Origin of the sequence: Pseudoxanthomonas sp. Root65, assembly GCF_001427635.1 — a bacterium.
Taxonomy (GTDB): domain Bacteria; phylum Pseudomonadota; class Gammaproteobacteria; order Xanthomonadales; family Xanthomonadaceae; genus Pseudoxanthomonas_A.
On sequence record NZ_LMHA01000001.1, the window covers coordinates 1562462 to 1582534 of the forward strand.

Here is a 20073-nt window from a genome sequence, read left to right on the forward strand (position 1 = left end):
TTCGTCATGGTCCCGTGATCGGGGTGCCAGATCAGGCGCGCGCCGCCGCCGCGGCCTGCATCGCCTGGCAGGCGCCCCAGATCAGCATCACCAGGCCGATCGCGGACACCACGCCCAGCAGCATGCCGACGGCGCCGAACAGGCTCATCGCACTGCCCAGCGCGGCGTAGCCCTCGGTGGCGTTGTTGATCATCCAGGCCTGCCACACCCCCATCACGCCACGCAGCAGGGTGGTGAGCAGCATCAGCACCGCGCCGGCCAGCGCCAGCTTGCGGCCGGGCGCTGCAGGCGCCCACATCGCCAGCATCGCGACGCCGGCCACGCAGGCCAGCAGGTCGGGGAGCTGGTAGCCGAGCATGGTCAGCAGTTGGGTGAGGAATCCGTCCAAGTTTTGCTCCGGTAGCGGTCTGGGGCCGTTTGCGTGCGGCAACGGCATAGGTGTGCGAACCGATGCCTCTACTCGGTCGCGGCGGCGTCAGGCTCGGAGGTCTTCGCAGAGTCCTTTTTCTGCTGCGCCTTTGCATTCCTTGTCGCAGCTTTCTTCAGGCGCTGCTGCGCATCTTTGACTTTGTCACCGTCAAGAACCTCCCGCTTCAGTATCTCGTTGTTGAGAAGATCGGTGATGCTCTCAACCTCGATCTTCAGGTCTGGGAAGTAACGTCTCATTTCACGACGTATGGTGCCGGTGACCGTTTCGCCGAGGATGACCTGAGCGACAGTGAACTTGTTGAGCACGGATATGTGCTGGTGATAGACGCCCATCGCATCTGTCGTGAGTCCTTCGCGACACAGAAGAAATAGCTTTCGTTGATCGTCCTCGTTCTTGAGGTTCAGATCGGGTAGGCAGAAGGATGAGACATGTTCGTAATCAACGGGCTGCCCGAACTTGATCTTGTACAGGCGCCACTCAAGGGAGTTCGTCAGCACGATCCACTCGATCCCTTCGTGGGCGCCGTAGTTGATGGCTTGGCGCAGATGGTTGTCGTTGAGAGCCAGGGCTGCAGCTTTTACCTCGATCAGGATCCTGATCTTTCCTTCGACTTTGACCGCCAAGTCGCAAAACGTTCCCCGAATCTGCTGCTCGCTGGTCAACTCGTTGTACTTATCGAAGCCGAAAATCTCCGCAAGCATGTCTTTCACGAGCGTGACGGTGTCGGCCTCCGACACGTCCTTCGTCTTGTGGGACACCGCGACGCCGACCAGGTTCTTTACTGCAGCAGGCCACCGGTCCGAGACCTTCTTTGGAATCTTTAGCATGTACCCTCCTTGAGTTATCAAAGTTCCACTTGCGTATTGCGCTCAATCCGCCGTCACCAGCACCTTGTCCCTGTCGCGCAATGCGGCATACACCGCATCCGTTTCCGGACGCACGCCATGCCACTGCTCGAAGGCTTCGGCGGCCTGTTCCACCAGCATGCCCAGTCCGTCCACCGCGTCGTGGCAGCCGGCCGTGCGGGCCCAGGCGAGGAACGGAATCGCCGCTTCGCCATAGTTGAGGTCCACCGCCAGCGTGCGCGGCGAGGCGAGGGTGAAGGGCAGGGTGAATGCGCTCTGGTCCTGGCGCGCCGCCGAGGTGGCGTTGACGATCAGCGAGAAGTCGCCGAGGTCGCGCAGGTCGTCCCAGTAGCGCGAATGCGCGCGATCCGGTTCGCCCAGGGCGTCGGCCAGCGCATCGGCGCGGTCGGCGGTGCGGTTGACGATGATCAGTTCGCTGATGCCGGCATCGAGCAGCGCCGGGGCGACGCCGCGCGCCGCGCCGCCGGCACCGAGCAGCAGCGCACGGCGACCGCGCAGGTCCAGGCCGTGGCGCTCGGTGAGGTCGCGCACCAGGCCGACGCCGTCGGTGTTGTCGCCATGCCACTGGCCGTCGTTGCGGGTCAGCGTATTCACCGCCCCCGCGCGACGGGCACGGTCGCTGGCCTGCGCGCAGATCGCGAAGGCGGCTTCCTTCAACGGCAGGGTGACGTTCGCACCGGCACCGCCCTCGCCGGCGAAACGGTCGAGCGTGGCCACGAAGTCGTGCGGCGCCGTGTCGATGGCGGTGTATTCCAGTGCAATGCCGACCTGCTGCGCGAAGGCCGCATGGATGCGCGGCGACAGCGAGTGGGTGACGGGATGGCCGAAGACGGCGTAACGATGGTGGGTCATGGCGCGGGTCCCTGTCTTCAGTCGTTGTCCGCAGTCTACGCGCGCCCGCCCTGCCTTGACAGGCGCTGCGGCGCGCTGCACTGTGCCGCCGCCGAAGGGGGTGTGCCAGGGAACAAGGCGACAGGCAGGCCGGGCTGGGGAGTCCGTCCGCCTTCCATCGAACTCTGCCACTGCGAGGATGCGCGTCGACCGTAAAGGGAGCGACGCTGCGTCGGCGCACGCTCACCCGTCGGCATCGCCATCCACCCCGCCGGTACCGCAAGGACGCGGGGATTCCACATGACCGAAAGGGAGACCACCATGAAGCCGTTGTTCCGTTGCCTGCCGCTCGCGCTGGCGGCCTTTGCCCTGCACGCGCAGGCGCAGTCCATCTCGCCGGCGTACGAAGCGTTCCGCAAGAAGGAAGCCCCGCAGCCCGCGCCCACCCAGCCCGCGACGCCGCCCGCCCAGCAGGCGGCCCCGGCCGCAGCACCGGCTGCAGCACCGGCGCCCGCGCCGACGTACGCGGCTCCCGCACCTGCGCCCTACGTTGCCCCTGCACCCGCACGGGAAGCGCAGGCGAACGGCGGCTTCTTCGTCGGTGCGCAGGTGGGCCAGGGCTGGATCTATGAGGACGTCGAACAGGACGCCGTGGCCGTCAATGCCGGCTACCGCTGGCAGGCCGGTCCGTGGGCGCAGGTCGGTGTGGAGCTCTCGGGCGGCCGGCTGGACGAGACGACAGAAGGTGACTTGCGTTTCGCGAAGGCGACCTACAAGGCGATCGGTGCCAACGCCCGCATGAACTTCGGCGACAGCCCGTGGTTCGCCACCGTGCGCGGCGGATACTTCGACGCCGAGGTCGACGGTGCCGATGAGGAGTTCGACGCCGACGGCGGCTACGCGGGCGTGGCGATCGGCGTGGACATCAACCGCCATTTCAACATCAGTCTGGGCTACACCGCTTTCGTCTACGCGGACGACTACACGTACGACGACTGCGATGACGCTCTCGATTGCGACTTCAACCGTGCCGACACGGTGATGTTGGGCGTCGAAGCCCGCTTCTGATGCCGGAACGGAAACGGGAGCCGACAGGCTCCCGTTTTTCCTGCGCCACCGGGCTCGCGACGCGTCGGCTCACATGCAGATCGAAGGTGCCTGTGGTCGCACCATCTGCCCGCCGTCCATCGGATAGCAGAGCAGCGCGCACAGACGAGCCAGTTCCGCCGCATCGTCATGCCACGCATCACGGATGACGACAGCAGGCGGGTCAGCCCTCACGCAACCAGCGCGCCGCATCCAGCGCGAAGTAGGTCAGCACGCCGTCGGCGCCGGCGCGCTTGAACGCGGTGAGCGCTTCCAGCGCGCAGGCCTTCTCGTCCAGCCAGCCGTTGGCGGCGGCGGCCTTGATCATCGCGTATTCGCCACTGACCTGGTAGGCGAACGTCGGCACGCCGAATTCGTCCTTCACCCGGCGGATCACGTCCAGATACGGCAGGCCCGGCTTGACCATCACCATGTCCGCGCCTTCCTCCAGGTCCAGCGCGATTTCGTGCAGCGCTTCGTTGGAGTTGGCCGGGTCCATCTGGTAAGTGAACTTGTTGCCCTTGCCCAGGTTGCCGGCGCTGCCCACCGCACTGCGGAACGGGCCGTAGAACGCGCTGGCGTACTTGGCGGCGTACGACATGATGCGGGTGTTGATGTGGCCGGCCATCTCCAGCGCTTCGCGGATCGCGCCGATGCGGCCGTCCATCATGTCGCTGGGCGACAGGATGTCGACGCCCGCCGCGGCATGCGCCAGCGACTGCTTCACCAGCGCTTCGATGGTCTCGTCGTTGAGGATGTAGCCGGTGTCGTCGATCAGGCCGTCCTGGCCGTGGGTGGTGTACGGGTCCAGCGCCTGGTCGCTCATCACGCCGAGTTCGGGGAAGCGCGCCTTCAACGCGCGGATCGCGCGCGGGATGATGCCGTCCTCGTCCCAGGCGATGCGGCCGTCGGCGGTCTTCGCCGCCGGATCCGGCACGCCGAACAGGTCCAGCACCGGCACGCCCAGTTCCAGCGCCTGCTCGCCCACGCGCAGCAGCTCGTCGATCGACAGCCGTTCCACGCCCGGCATCGACGCCACGGGTGCGCGACCTTTTTCCTCGTGCACGAACACGGGGTAGATCAGGTCGTTGGTGGTCAGTACGTGCTCGCGCATCAGGCGACGGGAAAACTCGTCGCGGCGCATGCGGCGCGGGCGGGTATGCGGATAGGCCATCACGGGCTCCTGGCAGAGCGGCGAATGATACGCCCGTGGCCGGTGCGGCGGCCTGCGACGGGCGGTCGCAGTGCACGACGCGGCGACCGGTCCGGCGTCAGATGAAGCCGCCCCCCAGCGACAGGCGGATGATGCCCACCACGATCACGATGCCGTTGAGCAGCAGCCCGGCCTTGGCGCGGCCGCGGTTCTCGGTGCGCGTGAACAGGATGCCGATGGCGGCGATGATCGCGCCTACGGCGGCGAACGGGATCAGGAACCAGTTGCCCCATCCCAGCAGCGGAATCAGCGCCAACACCATCCACAGCATCGACACGATGCCCCACAGCAGGCTGATCAGTCCCATCGAACGTACTCCGGCATTGGGCGCGCGAGACGGCGCCTCATGCCATCACTATGTGGTCAGCCGGCAGGCGCTTCAAGCACCGACGCCGTGCATGCCCTCGATCTCCACCAGCAGTTCGCGGCGGCAGACGTCGGCGTGCAGCATCAGCCACGGCACCCGCGTGCCCAGTCGCGCTTCCAGCTGCGCGGCCACGGCATCGGCATCGTCGGCGTCGCTCACGTAGATCTTGAGGCGCGAACTGGCATCCATGTGCGGCGGCAGCGACGGCGCATGCGCGCGTGCGGCACCGAGCAGGCTGTCGAGGTTGGTCAGGGTTTCGTCGAGCTGCGCGCGCAGCGAGTCGGCGTGCTGCGAGGCATGCCCCACGATGCTGGCCGTGCCGGACAGCAGCAGCGGCACGCGCGGCGACGGCGGCAGCAGGGCGCGCGCGAAGCTGGGCGACTGCGGGCCGTATTCGCGCGGATAGCGGTAGGCGCTGACCTGGCGGGGATTTTCCAGCGGCAGGCCGGGTTCGCGGGCGGCCAGCCAGTACACCTGCAGCACGCGACGGCCGCCGTGGCTGCCGATCGCCGTCGCCGCCGGCAACAGGCGCGTATCGACGTCGCCCAGCCCCTGCACGCGGCCGACGCAGAACTGCCGGTAGCGTTCGGCATCGCCTTCACCGTCGGTGATGGCGTCGAAGTAGTTCCAGATGCGCAACAGGTACGGATAGCCGCTGTCCCGCCAGAACGCCGCCATCGCCGCGTAGGCGTGGGCGCTGGCGTGCAGGATGCCGCCCTCGGGCTCCTCCCACTCCACCACGCCGAACATCAGGGCGCCGTCGTGGCTGTAGCGCACCGCGCCGTCGCGTCCGGTCGTGACCGGCCCGCTCGCGCGCCAGACTTCGTAGGGCGCGGCGGCTTCGCGCAGCGGCGACAGCGGCACGCGCAGGTAGCGGGGGTCGTCGATGCTGGCGGTCGCCGGCGCCAGCGCGCCGAAACCCAACACGGCCAGGGTCTCCGGCAGGCCCAGCAGCGCCTGCGGCGTCGGTGCATGGATGTAATCGACGGCCAGCCGCTGCGGGGCGGGTGGCTGGTCGGGGGCGGAGCTCATCGTGCGGGAAACAGGGGCATGTCGGGGCGAAATGATAACCCGCCCACCCCGTCACGCCGGCCGGGCGCAGGCTGTGCCAACATTCAGGCCTTGCGGCGGAAGATCGCCAGCATTCCCAGGGAGAAGCCGTCATGACGTTCCGCACCGTTCCCGTCGTGTTCGCCATGTTGCTGGCCGCCGGGTGCGCCAGCAGTTCCAAGGTCATGCTGGGGCAGGCGCGCCCCGCCCTCGATCCATCGCAGGTCCAGGTGTACCGCACCGCACCGGCGGGATCACTGGAAATCGCGCAGCTGGAATCGAAGAGCGCGGTCGGTTTCGGCACCCAGGGCCAGACCGATGCCGCCGTGGCCCGCCTCAAGCGCGAAGCCGCCGCCCTCGGTGCCAACGGCGTGGTGCTGATCGGCGTCGGCTCCAGCGGCTCCCCGGTCGGCATGTCGGTGGGCGCCGGCAGCTACGGCCGCCACTCCGGCGGCGGCCTCAGCATGGGCATCCCTACCACGCAGAAGCAGGCGGCCGGCGTGGCGATCTACGTGCCGCCCGGCACGGCGGTGGAGCCGGGGTTGGTAGTTCCCGAGCCTGCGCCAGCCTCGAGTAACCCCTGACCCATCCGCCACCCGCGCTCGCTCGGGTGGCATTCGCGTGTGATCGCAGGCAGCATCGGATCCGGAACGGATACCGATGGGGAACGGCATGCGGAACCGCTGCATCGTGGCATGGGCGTGGTTGTTGGCAGGGGTGGCTGGACCGTTTGCCGTGCAGGCGGCGGAACCGCCGGTCGAGGCCGATTTTTCCTACGACGAATTGCAGCTGGAATTCGCCGAGCCCATGCGGGTCTGGGACAACCAGGTGCGCCGCGACCTCGTGCGCACGACGCCTGCGCTGCCGCTGTCCTGCCACTGGGACGATGATGTCCTGCTGCTGTGCGAGACCGAGGCGCCGGCCAGGCCGCAGGCGGCGACACGCTACCGCGTCGACCTTGCCTCGGGCTTGGTGACGCAGCAGGGCGCGGCGGTGCCCGCGCAGGTGCTGTACGTCGACACCGAACGCCCGCAGCTGCGCGCCCACGTGGACAACTGGGACGAAGGCATGCCGCGTTTCAAGGTCATGGGCAACATGGCGATGACGGTGGCCGACGTGCGGGCGGTGCTGAAGGTCCGCGTCGGCGAGCGCGATGTGTCCTATTCGCTCGAGCGCCTCCCGCCGTCCCCTTACGACAGCGATGAGCGCAACTTCCGGCTGACGCTGTCGGGCGATCCGGGACCGGATGCACGGGTGCGCCTGCAGGTCGTTCCCGGACTGCGAAGCGAGGAGGGGGCGCTGCGAGGGCGCCAGCAGGAATCACTGCTCGTCGCACGCGCGAACGAGAGCTTCCGTGTGCGCAGCGTATCGTGCAGGCAGCGCAGGGATGACGAACTCCTCGATGCACTTGGCCCCCGCGCATCGGTGACCTGCTTGCCGGATGAATCGATCACGATCGTGGTGTCGCGCATGCCGGATGCCGCATCGCGTGCGCGCTTCGCCGCGCGATTGCCGGCGGGCGTGGCGGCAGGGGACTGGCAGGAGGGCAGCTTCTATTACGGGCAGGGCCGCCGGGGTGAACGGGACCTGCTGGCCCAGGGCGCCATGCTCCAGCTGACCGTCACGCCTGCCAATGCACGGGTCACGCTTGCGCTGGACGACATGACCGACGAAGCCGGCGCGCCGCTGGCGCCGCTGGTGCTGGACGTGCGCACCACCGATGCGCAGCCCAGACTGAAAGCGGCGGGCGAACGCGTCCTGCTCGACCGCCATGCCTTGCCGCAAGCGCGCCTGCAGGGCATCAACGCGGGCGGCACGCCGCTGCGCGTCACCGGGCTGGGCAGGACCCTGCGGACGAGCGAGGCGCGCGCACCGGCCGCGCCGCCCAATACGATGGCGGCGGTGACCTCGCCGACCGACGATCACGCCCTGCGTGAGGGGGGATGGAGCCGGTGGGAAGTCATGGCGGTCGCCGAGGACCGCGCTACCTACATGCGCACGCCGGGCGACGTGGAGTTCGCCGCGCCAGACTTTGATCTGGCCGCATGGGCCGGCCAGCGTGAAGTGATCGCGTGGGCGCGGGACTGGTCGGACGACCAGCCGATCGCGACGGCCCGCGTGGAATTGCTGCTGCAGGCATCGGCCGACGCTCCCCCGCAGACACTCACCGAAACGCGCACCGACCGCGACGGAGTCGCCGCGCTGTCGCTGCCGGACGGCTATGTGCTGCCCGACGCGCTGGATGGCCAGTATCCGCGCTGGTGGCTGCGCAGCACGCACGGCACCGGTGCTCGCGCCGAGCGCGCGATACTGCCGCTGGGGGCGAGCCAACGTTATGGCCTGAGGCTGGGTGCTGCTGCGCGTCGCTACCTCTGGGGCGTCAGCGATCGCCCGATGTACATCGCCGGCAGCACCGTGCAATACCAGCTGTGGCAGCGCGAACGCGTAGCCGGTCGCCTGCAGCGCATTGCCCGGCCGGAGCCTGTCGAACTCGGCCTGGTTTCGGTGGGCGAAGCGAAGACCGTGTTGCGATGGCAGGCAGCGCCGGACGCGCAAGGCGTCATCCATGCCGGGCTGTCGCTGCCCGTGCACCTGACCGACGGCACATACTGCATCGGCGCGCCCGATGCCGACGAGGAGACCGGCGCCTGCTTCTTCGTCGGGACCTACCGCGCGCAGGATCTGTGGGCGCGTGCCGACGCGCAGGATCGCGTGCTGCGCGAGGGCGATACTTTCGTGTTCGATATCGAGGCCGGCTACTACTCCGGCGGCCCCGCCGCCGACATGCCGCTCGCGCGGATCAGCACGATGCTGACCGGCCTGCCGTTGCAGACCGCGTATCCGCGCTACGCCGACTACACCTTCATCGACGTGTGGGCTTCCGGCGGACGCGGCGGGATCGCGTTGAAGCCCTCCACCACGCCTGTGCGCACCGATGCCGACGGCAAGGCGCGGATCGCGCTGCCGGTGGCGTTCCCGAGTGGCGATTCGACCGCGGTCGAGCCGCCGGCGTTCGGCACCCTGCAAGCGGTGGTGGAGGCGAAACCCAGCGAACGCGAAGGTACCGTCAGCAATGCCGCCAAGGTGCGTTACGCCCGCCACGCGCGCTACGTCGGCCTGCGCAGCGAGCCGCGCTGGTGGGATGCGAAGACGCCGCTGCAGCTGCAGGCGGTCGTCATCGATGCGGAAGGTAACGAGATGGCAGGGGCGCCCGTCGAGGTACAGGTTGATTACTTGGGGCAGGGCTGGCGCGAAGACAGCGGAACCGACGTCCAGCGCCTGACGACCTGCACGCTGGTCGCCGGCAAGACCGTCCCCTGCGACGCTCCACGCACGCGCAGTGGCCGGTATCGGGTGGTCGCCCGCAGCGGGGACGCCGCACCGGCGACCCTGGTGCAGTACGTGTGGGCCGGCGATGCCACCACTTCCACCGGCTCGCGCGATGTCAGCCTGGCGTTGGCAGCGGGCGAACCGCAGTCCGGTGCACCGGTGACCGTGGTGCTGACCCAGCCCCAGGCCCGTGCGACCGCGTTGTTCGTGTTCCGCCAGCACGACGAAGTGCTCGGGCATCAAGTGGCCGAGGTGCACGCCGGCGCGCAGGAGGTGGCGCTACGACTGCCCGCTGGTGCGCAAGGCCCCCTCAACGTGCGTGTGTTTCTCCGTGACCGCGGTGCGATCGTGGAGGTGGCGCCAGGCTACCGCGCACCGGTGCCGTTGCAGAGCGCCGGCCTCGACATCGTGGTGCCGCGACTGGCGCAGGCGCCTGCGCTCACGGTCGCGTTGCGCGCGGACAATGCGCAGCCAGGACAACCGGCGCGGCTGCTGTTGACCAACACCAGCGACCGGCCACGCCAAGTGGCCGTGGCCGTCACCGACGACGCCCTGCGCGCGATGGCAGGGCAATGGCTGGCCTATGCGGACCCGCTGGGCCGCTACTGGCTGGGCCGCGAGGCGGAGTACGGCGGCGCTTGGTCGACCGGATTCCACGAGTGGCGCAGCGACGGCTGGCGCTGGAGCCTGCCTTGGCCGCGCGCCGTGAAGGGCGACCTTAAGGCCGCTACGCCGGGCGAGCACTTTTCGCCACCGCGGACATCGCCGCTGCCGCCGCCTCCGCAGGCACCGTTGATGGAAGTGTCGGAGCCGCAGCCAACCGACATCGCCGTGCCGTCCTCGCCTCCGGCACCGCCCGCGGCAGCGGCATACGAGTACGACAGAGGTGTGGGGCTCATCGGCGGTGGCGATGGCGCGTCGCTCGACAAGATCCAGGTCACCGGCTCGCGCATCGACCTGACCGACATCTTCATGGCCGGTGAGCGGCCGCCGTCGGATCTGCGGCCACGCGAGCAAGGTGCGGCACAGTCGCCCTTGGCACGCGTGCGTACGCGCTTCGCCGACACCGCGTTCTGGCAGGCGGGCATCGTGCTTGCGCCCGGGGAATCGCGCAGCTTCGACATCGCGCTGCCCGACAACCTGACCCGCTGGCGCGCGGTGGCTTGGAGTGGCGATGCCGACGATGGGTTCGAGCAGGTGGACACCGCATTGGAGATCGGTCTGCCGGTGGAAGCCCGCCTGCAAGTGCCGGTGCGCCTCTATCCGGGCGACAGCGCGCGGCTCGCCGCGCATCTGCGGCAGGCGGGCGAGACCAAGATCGCGGCGCAGGCGCGCATCGCCATCCTCGGTGATGGGGTCGTGCAGCGCGAGGGTGGCGAACGCGCGCTGACGCTGGCGCCGCGCGGCCAGGCCAGCGTCGCATCGACCGTCGAGCCCACGGCGGTGGGCGCGATCCAGGTGGTGGCCTCGGTGGATGCGCCGACCGGCCGCGATGCCATCGCGACTCCCATCGAAATCGCGTCGCCGCGCGTGGTTGCGCGCCGCGTGCAGGCCGGCTGGCTGGACGATGCGCGCGTGGCGCTGCCGCTGCCGCTGCTACCTGCCGGTGCCAGCGATGCGCATCTGGCGGTGGACGTCAGCCGGGGCGGCGCGGGTCTGCTCGAACGCTGGACGCGCGACCTGCACGCCTACCCGCACCGCTGCTGGGAGCAGATCCTCAGCCGTGCGGTCGGTGCGGCATTGGCGATCGAGCGCGGCGATACAGCGTCCTGGCCGGACGCCGCAACGGCGGTGCGGGAGGCGCTGGACAACGCGGCGGTCTTCCAGGGCGACGAGGGCGGCATGCGCTACTTCGCCGACGAACCCGGCATGGCGGACGACACGCCCGATGACCGTGGCCAGGTCGTGCTAACCGCGTACACGTTGCAGGCGTTCGCATGGCTGCGCCAGCGGGGACATGCCGTGCCCGCGCAGGTCGAGAAGGAGGCACGCGCCTTCCTGGCCCGCCAGCGCCTGCCCGCGGTGGAAGCACCGGTGCCGCATCGCCAGGTCGAAGCGCCAGCGGATGCGGAAACACGGCGGGCCTACGCCGCCGCGGACGCTGCCATGGCTGCCGCTGAAGCGGCTGCCGCCGCTGCCGATGCCGCTGCTGCGGACGATGCGGGTGCCGATGTGGCTACGGCCGATGCCGTCGTCTGGCGAGTTCAGCGCATTGCGTCCGGGGACGACGACGCCGTGCTTGCGCTCGCGGCCATCCGTACCGACCAGGCCAGCCTGGATGGCGTGTGGCGCGCATGGAGCAGGCTGGCCTTGCCGGCGCGTATTGCGGGACTACGCGCGCTGGCGGCGGCACGGCATCCGGCGGCGGCCGACGCACTGGCATCGGTGCTGGCGCGGTTCCCGGCGCGCGGGCTGGCGCGGCATATCGACCGCGACGATGGCTGGGCGCGCTGGATGGGCTCGCGCATGCGCGAGCAGTGCGCCTTGGCCGGCGTCCTCAACGACTATCCCGCGCTCGCGGACCGGCAGGTGCGCGACGCGCTGCTGAAAGGACTGGTGGACCTGTACGCCGGGGGTGTCGCCAGCGTCGACACGCAGACGGGCGCGTACTGCTTGGTGGCGGTGCAAGGTGCAGCCACCACTGAACCGGCACAGCAGCTCAGCGTGCAGGCCGGCGTCGGTGGCCTGCAGGCCACACTGTCGTTGCCGGTCGGTGAAACGCGCGCCCGCTGGTCCGTTCCGCAGGCACCTGCGGACGGCGATACGCTGACCCTGACGCAGGCCCCTGGTCAGCGCGCCTGGCTGGGTTACGTGGCCGAGGTCGACTACCAGGAAGACGCCCGCCACGCACAGCCTTCAGCCGTGGGCCTGTCGCTCGCACGGCACTACGAAGTCCTGCGCGACGGCCGCTGGCAGTCGCCGGGTACGCGAGCCGTGCAGGAGGGCGACTGGATCCGCGTGACGCTGGTGGTGCAGACCGCTTCGCCACACCATTTCGTGGCGCTGACCGACGATGTCCCCGGCGGCCTGCGTCCCACGGATCTCGCGCTATCCGCCGTAGCCGGACTGGATCTGAAGCAGGTGTCGTCGACCGGCAGTACCGTGTTCCGTACCCGCAAGCTGGACCCGCGCGCGCCGAAGTTCTACGCCGAATACCTGCCGGCAGGGCGCCATGACGTGCACTATTTCGCGCGGGTGGCGAACGCGGGCGATTATCTGGCCGCGCCCGCCACCGCAGAGCTGATGTACGGCAACGCCAGTCATGCGCGGACGGCAGCGGACCGCCTCCGGATATCGCCGTCGCCGTAAGCCGCATCCGCGGCGGCCTTCCGGCCTCCCGGCCGCCGCGGGGCGCGCGGGAGCGTCAGTCGACTGGCGCGGGTGGCGCTTCGTCCAGCAGCACGATCCGCTCGCCACCCTCCACGTTCACCGCCAAGGTTTCATAGCGCCACTCGCCGGCATGCTTCTCCGCGACGACATAGAGCGTGCCGTCGGCGCGTGAACCGTCCAGCGGAACGGCGAGATCCGCGCTGCCACTCGCGCCGTCGACGCTGATGTTGCCCTGCACGAACCAGCCGCTGCGGATCGGTTCGCCCAGCGCGGCGATGACGGCAGGATCGGACTGCGCCCGCGTGATCGCATGCTGATAGGGGCCGGAGGATTTGATGGCGCCGAAGATCAGCGCCACGATGCCGAAGACGAAGGCGGCGAACAGCGCCAGCAACAGTGCGCCCAGCACCGGCACGCACCACTTCCAGTTGCGTTGCCACCAGCCGGGTCGGGCGGGAACGTGCGTCGACATGAGGGGGCTCCGGATCGGATCAGGGCTTCAGGCAGCGGGCGAAGAAATCCTCGGTCAGCCGGTAGCGGTGCAGCAGGTCGCTGCCACGCAGCCCGTGCTTGGCGCCGGGGTAGGTCATCAGCTCGAACGGCGTGCCGCGCTTCTGCAGGTCGCTCATCAGCTGCGTGGAATTGGTGAACAGCACGTTGTCGTCGGCCATGCCGTGGATCAGCAGCAGCTTCGAGCGCAGGCCGGCCAGGTGGGTGAACACGCTGGCGTCGCGGTAGCCGGCCTCGTTCGCCTTCGGCAGGTCCATGTACCGCTCGGTGTAATGGGTGTCATACAGCGCCCAGTCGGTGACCGGTGCGCCCGCCACGCCGCAGGCATACGCGTCGCTGTGTTTGGCGAGCAGCATCAACGTCATGTAGCCGCCGTTCGACCAGCCATGCACGCCGATGCGCGCCGGATCGACGAACGACTGCGTCTTCAGCCATTCCACGCCGCGCAGCTGGTCATCCACTTCCACCGTGCCCTGCCTGCCGTACAGCGCGCCACCGAAGGCCGCGCCGCGGCGCGGGGTGCCGCGGTTGTCCAGCGAGAACACCACGTAGCCCTGTTGCGCCAGGTACTGGTTGAAGAAGGCATCGCTGCGCCCCGGCCACGCGCGGGTGACGGTCTGCGCGGCGGGGCCGCCGTAGACGAAGACCACCACCGGATACGTCTTCTTAGGATCGAAGCCGGCCGGCTTGATCAGGCTGTAGTGCAGCGGCGTCTTGCCATCGGCCGCCGTCAGCGTGCCGAACGTGGTCGGCTGATGTGCGGCGAGATACTTGGCATACGGATGCCCGGCGTCTGCAGCGTCGTTCTCGAGCAGCGTCGCGAGCTTCGTGCCATCGGCCTTGAACAGTTCGATCTGCGGCAACACCGTGTCGCTGGACCAGCTGTCGACATAGACGCTGGCGTTGCGGGCGAAGCTGATGGCATGCATGCCGGGCGCCTGGGTCAGTCGCCGCGGTTCGCCGCCGCCCAGCGGAACGGCATAGGCGTGTGTCTCGGTGGCACCATCGCGCGTACCGCTGACGTAGGCCAGGCCCTTGTCTTCGTCCACAGCCAGCAGGCCGTCCACGACCCAATCGCCATGGGTCAGCTGCGACAGCGACGCCCCTTCCTCGGACACGAGGTAGAGGTGCTCGAATCCATGGCGCTCCGACGACCACAGGAAGCGGCCATCCTTCAGGAAGCGCAGGTCGTTGTGCAGCGGCACCCAGGTAGTCGAGGTTTCGGTGACCAGCGTGCGCTGCTTGCCGGTGGCCAGCGTGGTTTCGATCAGGTCGAGCGTCTTCTGGTCGCGCGACTGGCGCTGGAAGGTCAGGCGCTGCGGGTCGCGCCAGTCCACGCGGGCCAGGTAGATGTCCTGCTCCGTACCCAGGTCGATCCAGCGCGGCGTCGCCCCCGCCTTCGGCGCAATCACGCCCAGCTGCACCCGCACGTTGTCATCGCCGGCCGCCGGATAACGCTGTTCGATCACCTCGGTGCGGTCGGGATACACCTCGTAGCGCTTCACCAGTGGCACGGGTGTTTCGTCGATCCGGGCGAAGGCGATGGCCGAATCGTCCGGTGCCCACCAATAACCGGTGTGGCGGTCCATCTCCTCGTCGGCGACGAACTCGGCCACGCCGTTGCCGATGGTGGCGCTGCCGTCGCGCGTGAGCTGCGCTTCCTTCCCGCTGGCCAGATCGATGACCCACAGGTTGCGCTCGCGGATGAAGCTGACGAAGCCACCCTTCGGCGAGATCTTCGGATCGGTGGCGAAGCCGCCCCCGTTCGTCAGCTTGCGCACCGCGTCCTTGCCGGACTTCGCCAAGTCGTAGAAATACAGCTCGCCGCCGAGCGGGAACAGCAGCGCCTTGCCGTCGGGCGACCACTGGTAGTCGACGATGCCCGACAGCGCCGCGATGCGCTGGCGCTCGCGACGCGCCTTCTCCTCGTCGCTCAGCACCTCTTCGCCGGGCAGCACCACCGACGAATCCACCAGCAGGCGCGTCTGCCCGCTGGCGATGTCGTACTCCCACAGGTCCAGCCGGTTGCGGTCGCTGTCCTTGCCGCGCAGGAAGGTCACCCGCGAGCCGTCCGGCGCCACCTGCGGCCTGGTCAGGGTGGGACCGGACAGCGGTGCGCTGCCGGTGATCGCTTCCAGCGTGAGTTTCTCGGCGTGGGCGGGCAGGGCGGCGGTGAGGGTCATCAGGGCGAAGAGGGCAAGGCGCATCGGATTTCTCGGGCGGCGGGGCCGGTCAGGCCCGGATTATTGCACCCGCGAACCGTAGCGTGCGCCATGCGCACGACCACGGCATCCCCCATTGCGCATCGTGCGCAGAGCGCACGCTACCGACCGAACAGGTGCTTGCGCTCTTCGTCGGTCAGCGGTTTGCCGGCATCCGGATTGACCTGCGTCTTCAACGCATACGCACGTTGCACGGCCGGGCGCGCGGCCACGTCCGCATGCCAGCGCTGCAGGTGGGAGTACGGCGAAAGGTCCAGCGGTGCCTTGTCGTAGGCGTTGATCCACGGATGGATCGCCATGTCGGCGATACCGTAGTCATCGCCCGCAACAAAGGCGTGCTTGGCCAGCTGCGCATCCAGCACGCCGAGCAGGCGCTGCACTTCGCGGGTGTAACGGTCGATGGCGTAGGGGATCTTCTCCGGCGCGTACACGGTGAAGTGGCCGTACTGCCCGCTCATCGGGCCCAGGCCGGCCATCTGCCACATCAGCCACTGGTTCACCGCCACTTTCTGTCGAGTGTCGGCACCGAAGAAGCGGCCGGTCTTGTTGGCCAGGTACAGCAGGATGGCGCCGGATTCGAACACGCTGATCGGCGCGCCGCCATCGGCCGGGGCGTGGTCGATGATCGCGGGCATCTTGTTGTTGGGCGAGAACGCCAGGTAGTCGGGCTTGAACTGGTCGCCCTTGCCGATGTTCACCGGCACGATGCGGTAGTCGAGCTTGGCGCCGGCCTCCGCCAGTTCTTCCAGCAACAGCGTGATCTTGTGGCCGTTCGGGGTGGGCCAGTAATAAAGGTCGATCATGGGGAATTCCACGGCGTGGGGAGGCCTCCGAGTCTAGCGGTGCCGGCGGACTTGGCAGCGTCAAGATCCGCCGCTACCCTGCCGCATCCTTGGAAAACACCGTTCCCGACATGACCGACCCGAAATCCACGCGCCTGGGGCCGTTGCCAGCCCTGATCTTCAGTTCGCGCTGGCTGCAGCTCCCGCTGTACCTGGGCTTGATCGTGGCGCAGGGCGTCTACGTCGTCCTGTTCCTGAAGGAGCTGTGGCACTTGGTCCACGGCGCGACCAGCCTGAGCGAGCAGGACATCATGCTGCTCGTCCTGGGGCTGATCGACGTGGTGATGATCTCCAACCTGCTGATGATGGTCATCGTGGGCGGCTACGAGACCTTCGTGTCGCGCATGGGGCTGGAGAAGCACCCCGACCAGCCGGAATGGCTCAGCCACGTCAATGCGTCGGTGCTGAAGGTCAAGCTGGCGATGGCGATCATCGGCATCTCGTCGATCCACCTGCTGAAGACCTTCATCGGCGCCAGTGCGCTGGGCGGCCTGCCGCTGTGCGGTACGTCAGCTGCGTTCGCGGCAGCGGACGCGGCCAAGGTGGCGGGATGGGCAGCGAAGACCTGCAGCGACTTCACGCCCACAGGCGTGATGTGGCAGACGATCATCCACGCCATCTTCATCCTGTCGGCGATCGGTATTGCCTACACCGACCGGCTGATGAGCGCCAGCGCGACACCCAAGCACGCCGCACACTGATCCCGTGACGACCGGGCCCGTGATACGCGATGCGGACGATGACGACATCGCGGCCATCGTCGCGCTGAACACGTCCGAGGTCCGTCACACCAGCCCGATGGATGCGGACAGGGCGCGCCAGCTGGCGTCCCTGTCGGCCTACCTCCGCGTGGCGGAACTGGACGGCCGCGTCGTCGCCTTCCTGCTGGCGATGCGCGCGGGCGCGGACTACCGCAACGACAACTTTGCCTGGTTCGCCGAGCGCTTCGCTGACTTCCTGTACGTGGACCGCATCGTCGTGGACGCGTTGGTGCAGGGGCACCGGCTTGGCTCGGCGCTGTACGGCGACCTGTTCGCATTCGCCAGCGAAGCGGGCATCCCGCGCATCACCTGCGAGTTCAACGTGGTGCCGCCGAACGAGCCCTCGCGGCTGTTCCACGCCCGCCACGGCTTTGTCGAAGCCGGCCGCCAGTGGCTGGACGACGGCCGCAAGCAGGTCTCGATGCAGGTCGCCGAACGGGGCTGAACAGGCCGCGTCTCAGGGTGTGGGCCGCCGCAGGCCGTAAAATGCACGGATGGATGTCTCCCACCTGCTCGACGATCTGAATCCCGCCCAGCGCGACGCCGTCTCCGCCGAACCCGGGCACTACCTGGTCCTGGCCGGCGCCGGCTCCGGCAAGACCCGCGTGCTGACCCACCGCATCGCCTGGCTCAACGAAGTCCACGGCGTGCCTACGCACGGCATCCTCGCGGTGACCTTCACCAACAAGGCCGCCGGCGAGATGCGGGCGCGCGCCGACGTGCAGCTGCGCAACGGCAGCCGTGGCATGTGGATCGGCACTTTCCATGGCCTGGCCCATCGCCTGCTGCGCCTGCACTGGCAGGAAGCGAAGCTGCCCGAAACCTTCCAGGTGCTGGACAGCGACGACCAGCAGCGGCTGGTCAAGCGCGTGGTGCAGGCGATGGAGCTGGACGAGGGCAAGTACCCGCCCAAGCAGCTCACCTGGTGGATCAACGAGCAGAAGGACGAAGGGCGCCGGCCCGAGCACATCCAGCCGGCACCGAACGACGACTGGCTGGACGTGCGCCGGCAGGTCTACGCCGGTTATCAGGAGCGCTGCGACCGCGCCGGGCTGGTCGACTTCGCCGAACTGCTGCTGCGCGCGCACGAAGTGCTGCGGGACACACCGGCGCTGCTGGCGCACTACCGCACGCGCTTCCGGCAGATCCTGGTGGACGAGTTCCAGGACACCAATGCCATCCAGTACGCCTTCGTGCGCGTGCTGGCCGGCGACACCGGGCATGTCTTCGTGGTGGGCGACGACGACCAGAGCATCTACGGCTGGCGTGGGGCGAAGGTCGAGAACATGCAGCAGTTCCTGCGCGACTACCCGTCCGCGCGGACGATCCGGCTGGAACAGAACTACCGCTCCAGCGCGAACATCCTGGGCGCCGCCAACGCCGTGATCGCGCACAATCCGGGTCGCATCGGCAAGCAGCTGTGGACCGACACCGGCGACGGCGAGCCGATTGACCTGTACGCCGCCTACAACGAGATGGACGAAGCGCGCTTCGTCGTCGAACGCATCCGCCAGTGGGTGCGCGACGGCGGCAGCCTGGGCGATGCCGCCATCCTCTACCGCAGCAACGCGCAGTCGCGGGCCTTTGAAGAGGCGCTGCTGTCCGAGCAGGTGCCGTACCGCGTGTACGGCGGCATGCGCTTCTTCGAGCGCGCGGAAATCAAGGACGCGCTCGCTTATCTACGTTTGATGGCCAACCGCGCCGACGACGCCGCGTTCGAGCGCGTGGTCAATACGCCAACGCGTGGCATCGGTGAGCGCACGCTGGACGAAGTGCGCCGGCTGGCGCGTGGCGCCCGCGTGTCGCTATGGGGCGCCGCCTCGCTGGCCGCACAAGGCACGGAGCTGGCCGGGCGCGCACGCAATGCGCTTGCCGCATTCGCCGCATTGGTCGATCAGCTGGCCGAGGAAACCGCGGAGATGACGCTGGCCGAACGCGTCGACCACGTGCTCGCGCGCTCCGGCCTGCGCGAGCACTGGGCGCGCGAGAGTCGCGGCGGGCTGGATTCGGAATCGCGCACCGAGAACCTCGACGAACTGGTGTCGGTCGCCTCGCGCTTCGTGCGCCGCGAGGACATCGCGGCCGAGGAGGAGGAGGCGCAGGAGGGCATGAGCGAACTGGTCGCCTTCCTGTCGTACGCTGCGCTGGAAGCCGGCGAAGGCCAGGTCGAGGCCGGCGAGGACGGTGTGCAGCTGATGACGCTGCACTCGGCCAAGGGCTTGGAATTTCCGCTGGTGTTCCTGGCCGGGCTGGAGGAGGGACTGTTCCCCAGCAACCGTTCGTTGGACGAGAGCGGGCGGCTGGAGGAAGAGCGGCGGCTCGCCTACGTCGGCATCACCCGCGCGCGGCAGAAGCTGGTGTTGAGCTATGCCGAAGCGCGCCGCCTGCACGGGCAGGACATGTACGGCATCCCGTCCCGCTTCCTGCGCGAGATTCCCGCCAACCTGCTCAACGAGGTGCGGCCGCGCGTGCAGGTCAGCCGGCCAGCCTCCGGCTTCGCCACGCGGGTGACGCCGGGCCATGCCAGCCTGGAAACGCCGGGCCTCAAGCTGGGCCAGACCGTCACCCACGCCAAGTTCGGTGCCGGCGTGGTGACCGATTACGAGGGCAGCGGCGCGCACGCGCGCGTGCAGGTCAACTTCGACAGCGAAGGCAGCAAGTGGCTGGTGATGGCCTATGCGAACCTGCAGGCGGTATAGCCGGCGCGATTGATCCAGATCACGGCGCCGTAAGCCCGCCGGGCATGTAATGGCCGCACCCCAACCTCATGAGGTGCGGCATGTACCGGCATATCCTGATTGCGACCGACGGCTCCGAGCGGGCCAGCAAGGGCGTGCAGCACGGCCTGGCCCTGGCCGGCAGCCTGCAGGCCAGGGCGACGGTGCTGACCGTCAGCGAGCCCATCAGCACGGGCTTCGACGATGCGCTGGGCTGGAGCGCGGTGGCGACGTCGCTGCCCGATTTCCAGAAGGCGCGCGAGGATGCCGCGCGCAAGGTGCTCGATGCCGTCACCGTGCAGGCGCAGCAGGCCGGCGTGACGCCGCAGCTGCTGCATGTGGCCGACCGCTATGCGGCCGAGGCCATCGTCGATACCGCCGAACGCGAGGGCTGCGACCTGATCGTGATGGCGTCGCACGGGCGGCGCGCGCTGGGCCGCCTGCTGCTGGGCAGCCAGACCAGCGAAGTGCTGGCGCGCTGCGGCGTGCCGGTGCTGGTGATCCGCTGAAGGCGGTGG

At 68.7% G+C, this 20073-nt stretch carries 16 protein-coding genes; 7 read left to right on the forward strand and 9 right to left on the reverse strand.

What is annotated here, in order from left to right; genetic code table 11:
* Positions 1-31 precede the first annotated feature (31 nt).
* The 3 genes from ASD77_RS06855 to aroE all read right to left on the reverse strand — a co-directional run bounded on the left by ASD77_RS06855 (position 32) and on the right by aroE (position 2148).
* Positions 32-388, reverse strand: a complete 357-nt coding sequence (locus ASD77_RS06855; protein ID WP_156383506.1) for a hypothetical protein — start codon at positions 386-388, stop codon at positions 32-34.
* Positions 389-456: 68 nt separating this feature from the next.
* Positions 457-1257: a type I restriction enzyme HsdR N-terminal domain-containing protein gene (locus tag ASD77_RS06860; protein WP_055939232.1), complete on the reverse strand. Its 801-nt coding sequence runs from the start codon at positions 1255-1257 to the stop codon at positions 457-459.
* Between the two features lie 42 nt (positions 1258-1299).
* Entirely contained in the window at positions 1300-2148 is an 849-nt protein-coding gene (aroE, locus tag ASD77_RS06865; RefSeq protein WP_055939235.1) for a shikimate dehydrogenase, read from the reverse strand.
* A gap of 300 nt (positions 2149-2448) precedes the next feature.
* Here aroE and ASD77_RS06870 point away from each other — a divergent pair, with 300 nt between their 5' ends.
* A complete protein-coding gene (locus tag ASD77_RS06870; protein ID WP_162247607.1) occupies positions 2449-3195 on the forward strand; it encodes an outer membrane beta-barrel protein in 747 nt (248 codons plus the stop codon).
* A gap of 202 nt (positions 3196-3397) precedes the next feature.
* Here the strand turns inward: ASD77_RS06870 and hemB are convergent, their stop codons facing one another.
* From hemB to ASD77_RS06885, 3 genes are all read right to left on the reverse strand, one after another.
* Positions 3398-4387, reverse strand: coding sequence for a porphobilinogen synthase (gene hemB, locus ASD77_RS06875; protein ID WP_055939239.1), 990 nt, complete (start codon positions 4385-4387; stop codon positions 3398-3400).
* A 97-nt stretch (positions 4388-4484) separates the two neighbouring features.
* A complete protein-coding gene (locus ASD77_RS06880) occupies positions 4485-4733 on the reverse strand; it encodes a hypothetical protein (RefSeq protein WP_055939242.1) in 249 nt (82 codons plus the stop codon).
* 72 nt (positions 4734-4805) lie between these two features.
* Positions 4806-5825 (reverse strand): hypothetical protein, encoded by a 1020-nt coding sequence (locus tag ASD77_RS06885; protein ID WP_055939244.1) that lies wholly within the window; start codon positions 5823-5825, stop codon positions 4806-4808.
* A 131-nt stretch (positions 5826-5956) separates the two neighbouring features.
* Here ASD77_RS06885 and ASD77_RS06890 point away from each other — a divergent pair, with 131 nt between their 5' ends.
* Together ASD77_RS06890 and ASD77_RS06895 are read left to right on the forward strand one after the other, a co-directional pair.
* A complete protein-coding gene (locus ASD77_RS06890) occupies positions 5957-6427 on the forward strand; it encodes a hypothetical protein (RefSeq protein ID WP_055939247.1) in 471 nt (156 codons plus the stop codon).
* Positions 6428-6515: 88 nt separating this feature from the next.
* Entirely contained in the window at positions 6516-12482 is a 5967-nt protein-coding gene (locus ASD77_RS06895) for an alpha-2-macroglobulin family protein (RefSeq protein ID WP_156383507.1), read from the forward strand.
* Between the two features lie 55 nt (positions 12483-12537).
* Here ASD77_RS06895 and ASD77_RS06900 read toward each other — a convergent pair whose 3' ends face one another.
* From ASD77_RS06900 to ASD77_RS06910, 3 genes are all read right to left on the reverse strand, one after another.
* Positions 12538-12975, reverse strand: coding sequence for a cytochrome c oxidase assembly factor Coa1 family protein (locus tag ASD77_RS06900; protein ID WP_055939253.1), 438 nt, complete (start codon positions 12973-12975; stop codon positions 12538-12540).
* A gap of 19 nt (positions 12976-12994) precedes the next feature.
* Positions 12995-15220: a DPP IV N-terminal domain-containing protein gene (locus ASD77_RS06905; RefSeq protein WP_055939256.1), complete on the reverse strand. Its 2226-nt coding sequence runs from the start codon at positions 15218-15220 to the stop codon at positions 12995-12997.
* A gap of 116 nt (positions 15221-15336) precedes the next feature.
* Positions 15337-16038, reverse strand: a complete 702-nt coding sequence (locus tag ASD77_RS06910) for a glutathione binding-like protein (RefSeq protein ID WP_055939259.1) — start codon at positions 16036-16038, stop codon at positions 15337-15339.
* A 110-nt stretch (positions 16039-16148) separates the two neighbouring features.
* Here ASD77_RS06910 and ASD77_RS06915 point away from each other — a divergent pair, with 110 nt between their 5' ends.
* The 4 genes from ASD77_RS06915 to ASD77_RS06930 all read left to right on the forward strand — a co-directional run bounded on the left by ASD77_RS06915 (position 16149) and on the right by ASD77_RS06930 (position 20064).
* Positions 16149-16778, forward strand: a complete 630-nt coding sequence (locus tag ASD77_RS06915) for a TIGR00645 family protein (RefSeq protein WP_055939262.1) — start codon at positions 16149-16151, stop codon at positions 16776-16778.
* A 4-nt stretch (positions 16779-16782) separates the two neighbouring features.
* Entirely contained in the window at positions 16783-17283 is a 501-nt protein-coding gene (locus ASD77_RS06920; protein ID WP_235578488.1) for a GNAT family N-acetyltransferase, read from the forward strand.
* Positions 17284-17332: 49 nt separating this feature from the next.
* Positions 17333-19537 carry a DNA helicase II gene (uvrD, locus tag ASD77_RS06925; RefSeq protein ID WP_055939266.1) on the forward strand — a complete coding sequence of 735 codons (2205 nt, stop codon included), beginning with the start codon at positions 17333-17335 and terminating at the stop codon, positions 19535-19537.
* Positions 19538-19617: 80 nt separating this feature from the next.
* Positions 19618-20064 carry a universal stress protein gene (locus ASD77_RS06930; RefSeq protein WP_055939269.1) on the forward strand — a complete coding sequence of 149 codons (447 nt, stop codon included), beginning with the start codon at positions 19618-19620 and terminating at the stop codon, positions 20062-20064.
* Positions 20065-20073 lie beyond the last annotated feature (9 nt).

Coding starts and splice junctions, on each gene's coding strand:
- ASD77_RS06860 (WP_055939232.1), bottom strand. CDS start 1,257: ATGCTAAAGATTCCAAAGAAGGTCTCGGACCGGTGGCCTGCTGCAGTA.
- aroE (WP_055939235.1), bottom strand. CDS start 2,148: ATGACCCACCATCGTTACGCCGTCTTCGGCCATCCCGTCACCCACTCG.
- ASD77_RS06870 (WP_162247607.1), top strand. CDS start 2,449: ATGAAGCCGTTGTTCCGTTGCCTGCCGCTCGCGCTGGCGGCCTTTGCC.
- hemB (WP_055939239.1), bottom strand. CDS start 4,387: ATGGCCTATCCGCATACCCGCCCGCGCCGCATGCGCCGCGACGAGTTT.
- ASD77_RS06880 (WP_055939242.1), bottom strand. CDS start 4,733: ATGGGACTGATCAGCCTGCTGTGGGGCATCGTGTCGATGCTGTGGATG.
- ASD77_RS06885 (WP_055939244.1), bottom strand. CDS start 5,825: ATGAGCTCCGCCCCCGACCAGCCACCCGCCCCGCAGCGGCTGGCCGTC.
- ASD77_RS06890 (WP_055939247.1), top strand. CDS start 5,957: ATGACGTTCCGCACCGTTCCCGTCGTGTTCGCCATGTTGCTGGCCGCC.
- ASD77_RS06895 (WP_156383507.1), top strand. CDS start 6,516: ATGCGGAACCGCTGCATCGTGGCATGGGCGTGGTTGTTGGCAGGGGTG.
- ASD77_RS06900 (WP_055939253.1), bottom strand. CDS start 12,975: ATGTCGACGCACGTTCCCGCCCGACCCGGCTGGTGGCAACGCAACTGG.
- ASD77_RS06905 (WP_055939256.1), bottom strand. CDS start 15,220: ATGCGCCTTGCCCTCTTCGCCCTGATGACCCTCACCGCCGCCCTGCCC.
- ASD77_RS06910 (WP_055939259.1), bottom strand. CDS start 16,038: ATGATCGACCTTTATTACTGGCCCACCCCGAACGGCCACAAGATCACG.
- ASD77_RS06915 (WP_055939262.1), top strand. CDS start 16,149: ATGACCGACCCGAAATCCACGCGCCTGGGGCCGTTGCCAGCCCTGATC.
- uvrD (WP_055939266.1), top strand. CDS start 17,333: ATGGATGTCTCCCACCTGCTCGACGATCTGAATCCCGCCCAGCGCGAC.
- ASD77_RS06930 (WP_055939269.1), top strand. CDS start 19,618: ATGTACCGGCATATCCTGATTGCGACCGACGGCTCCGAGCGGGCCAGC.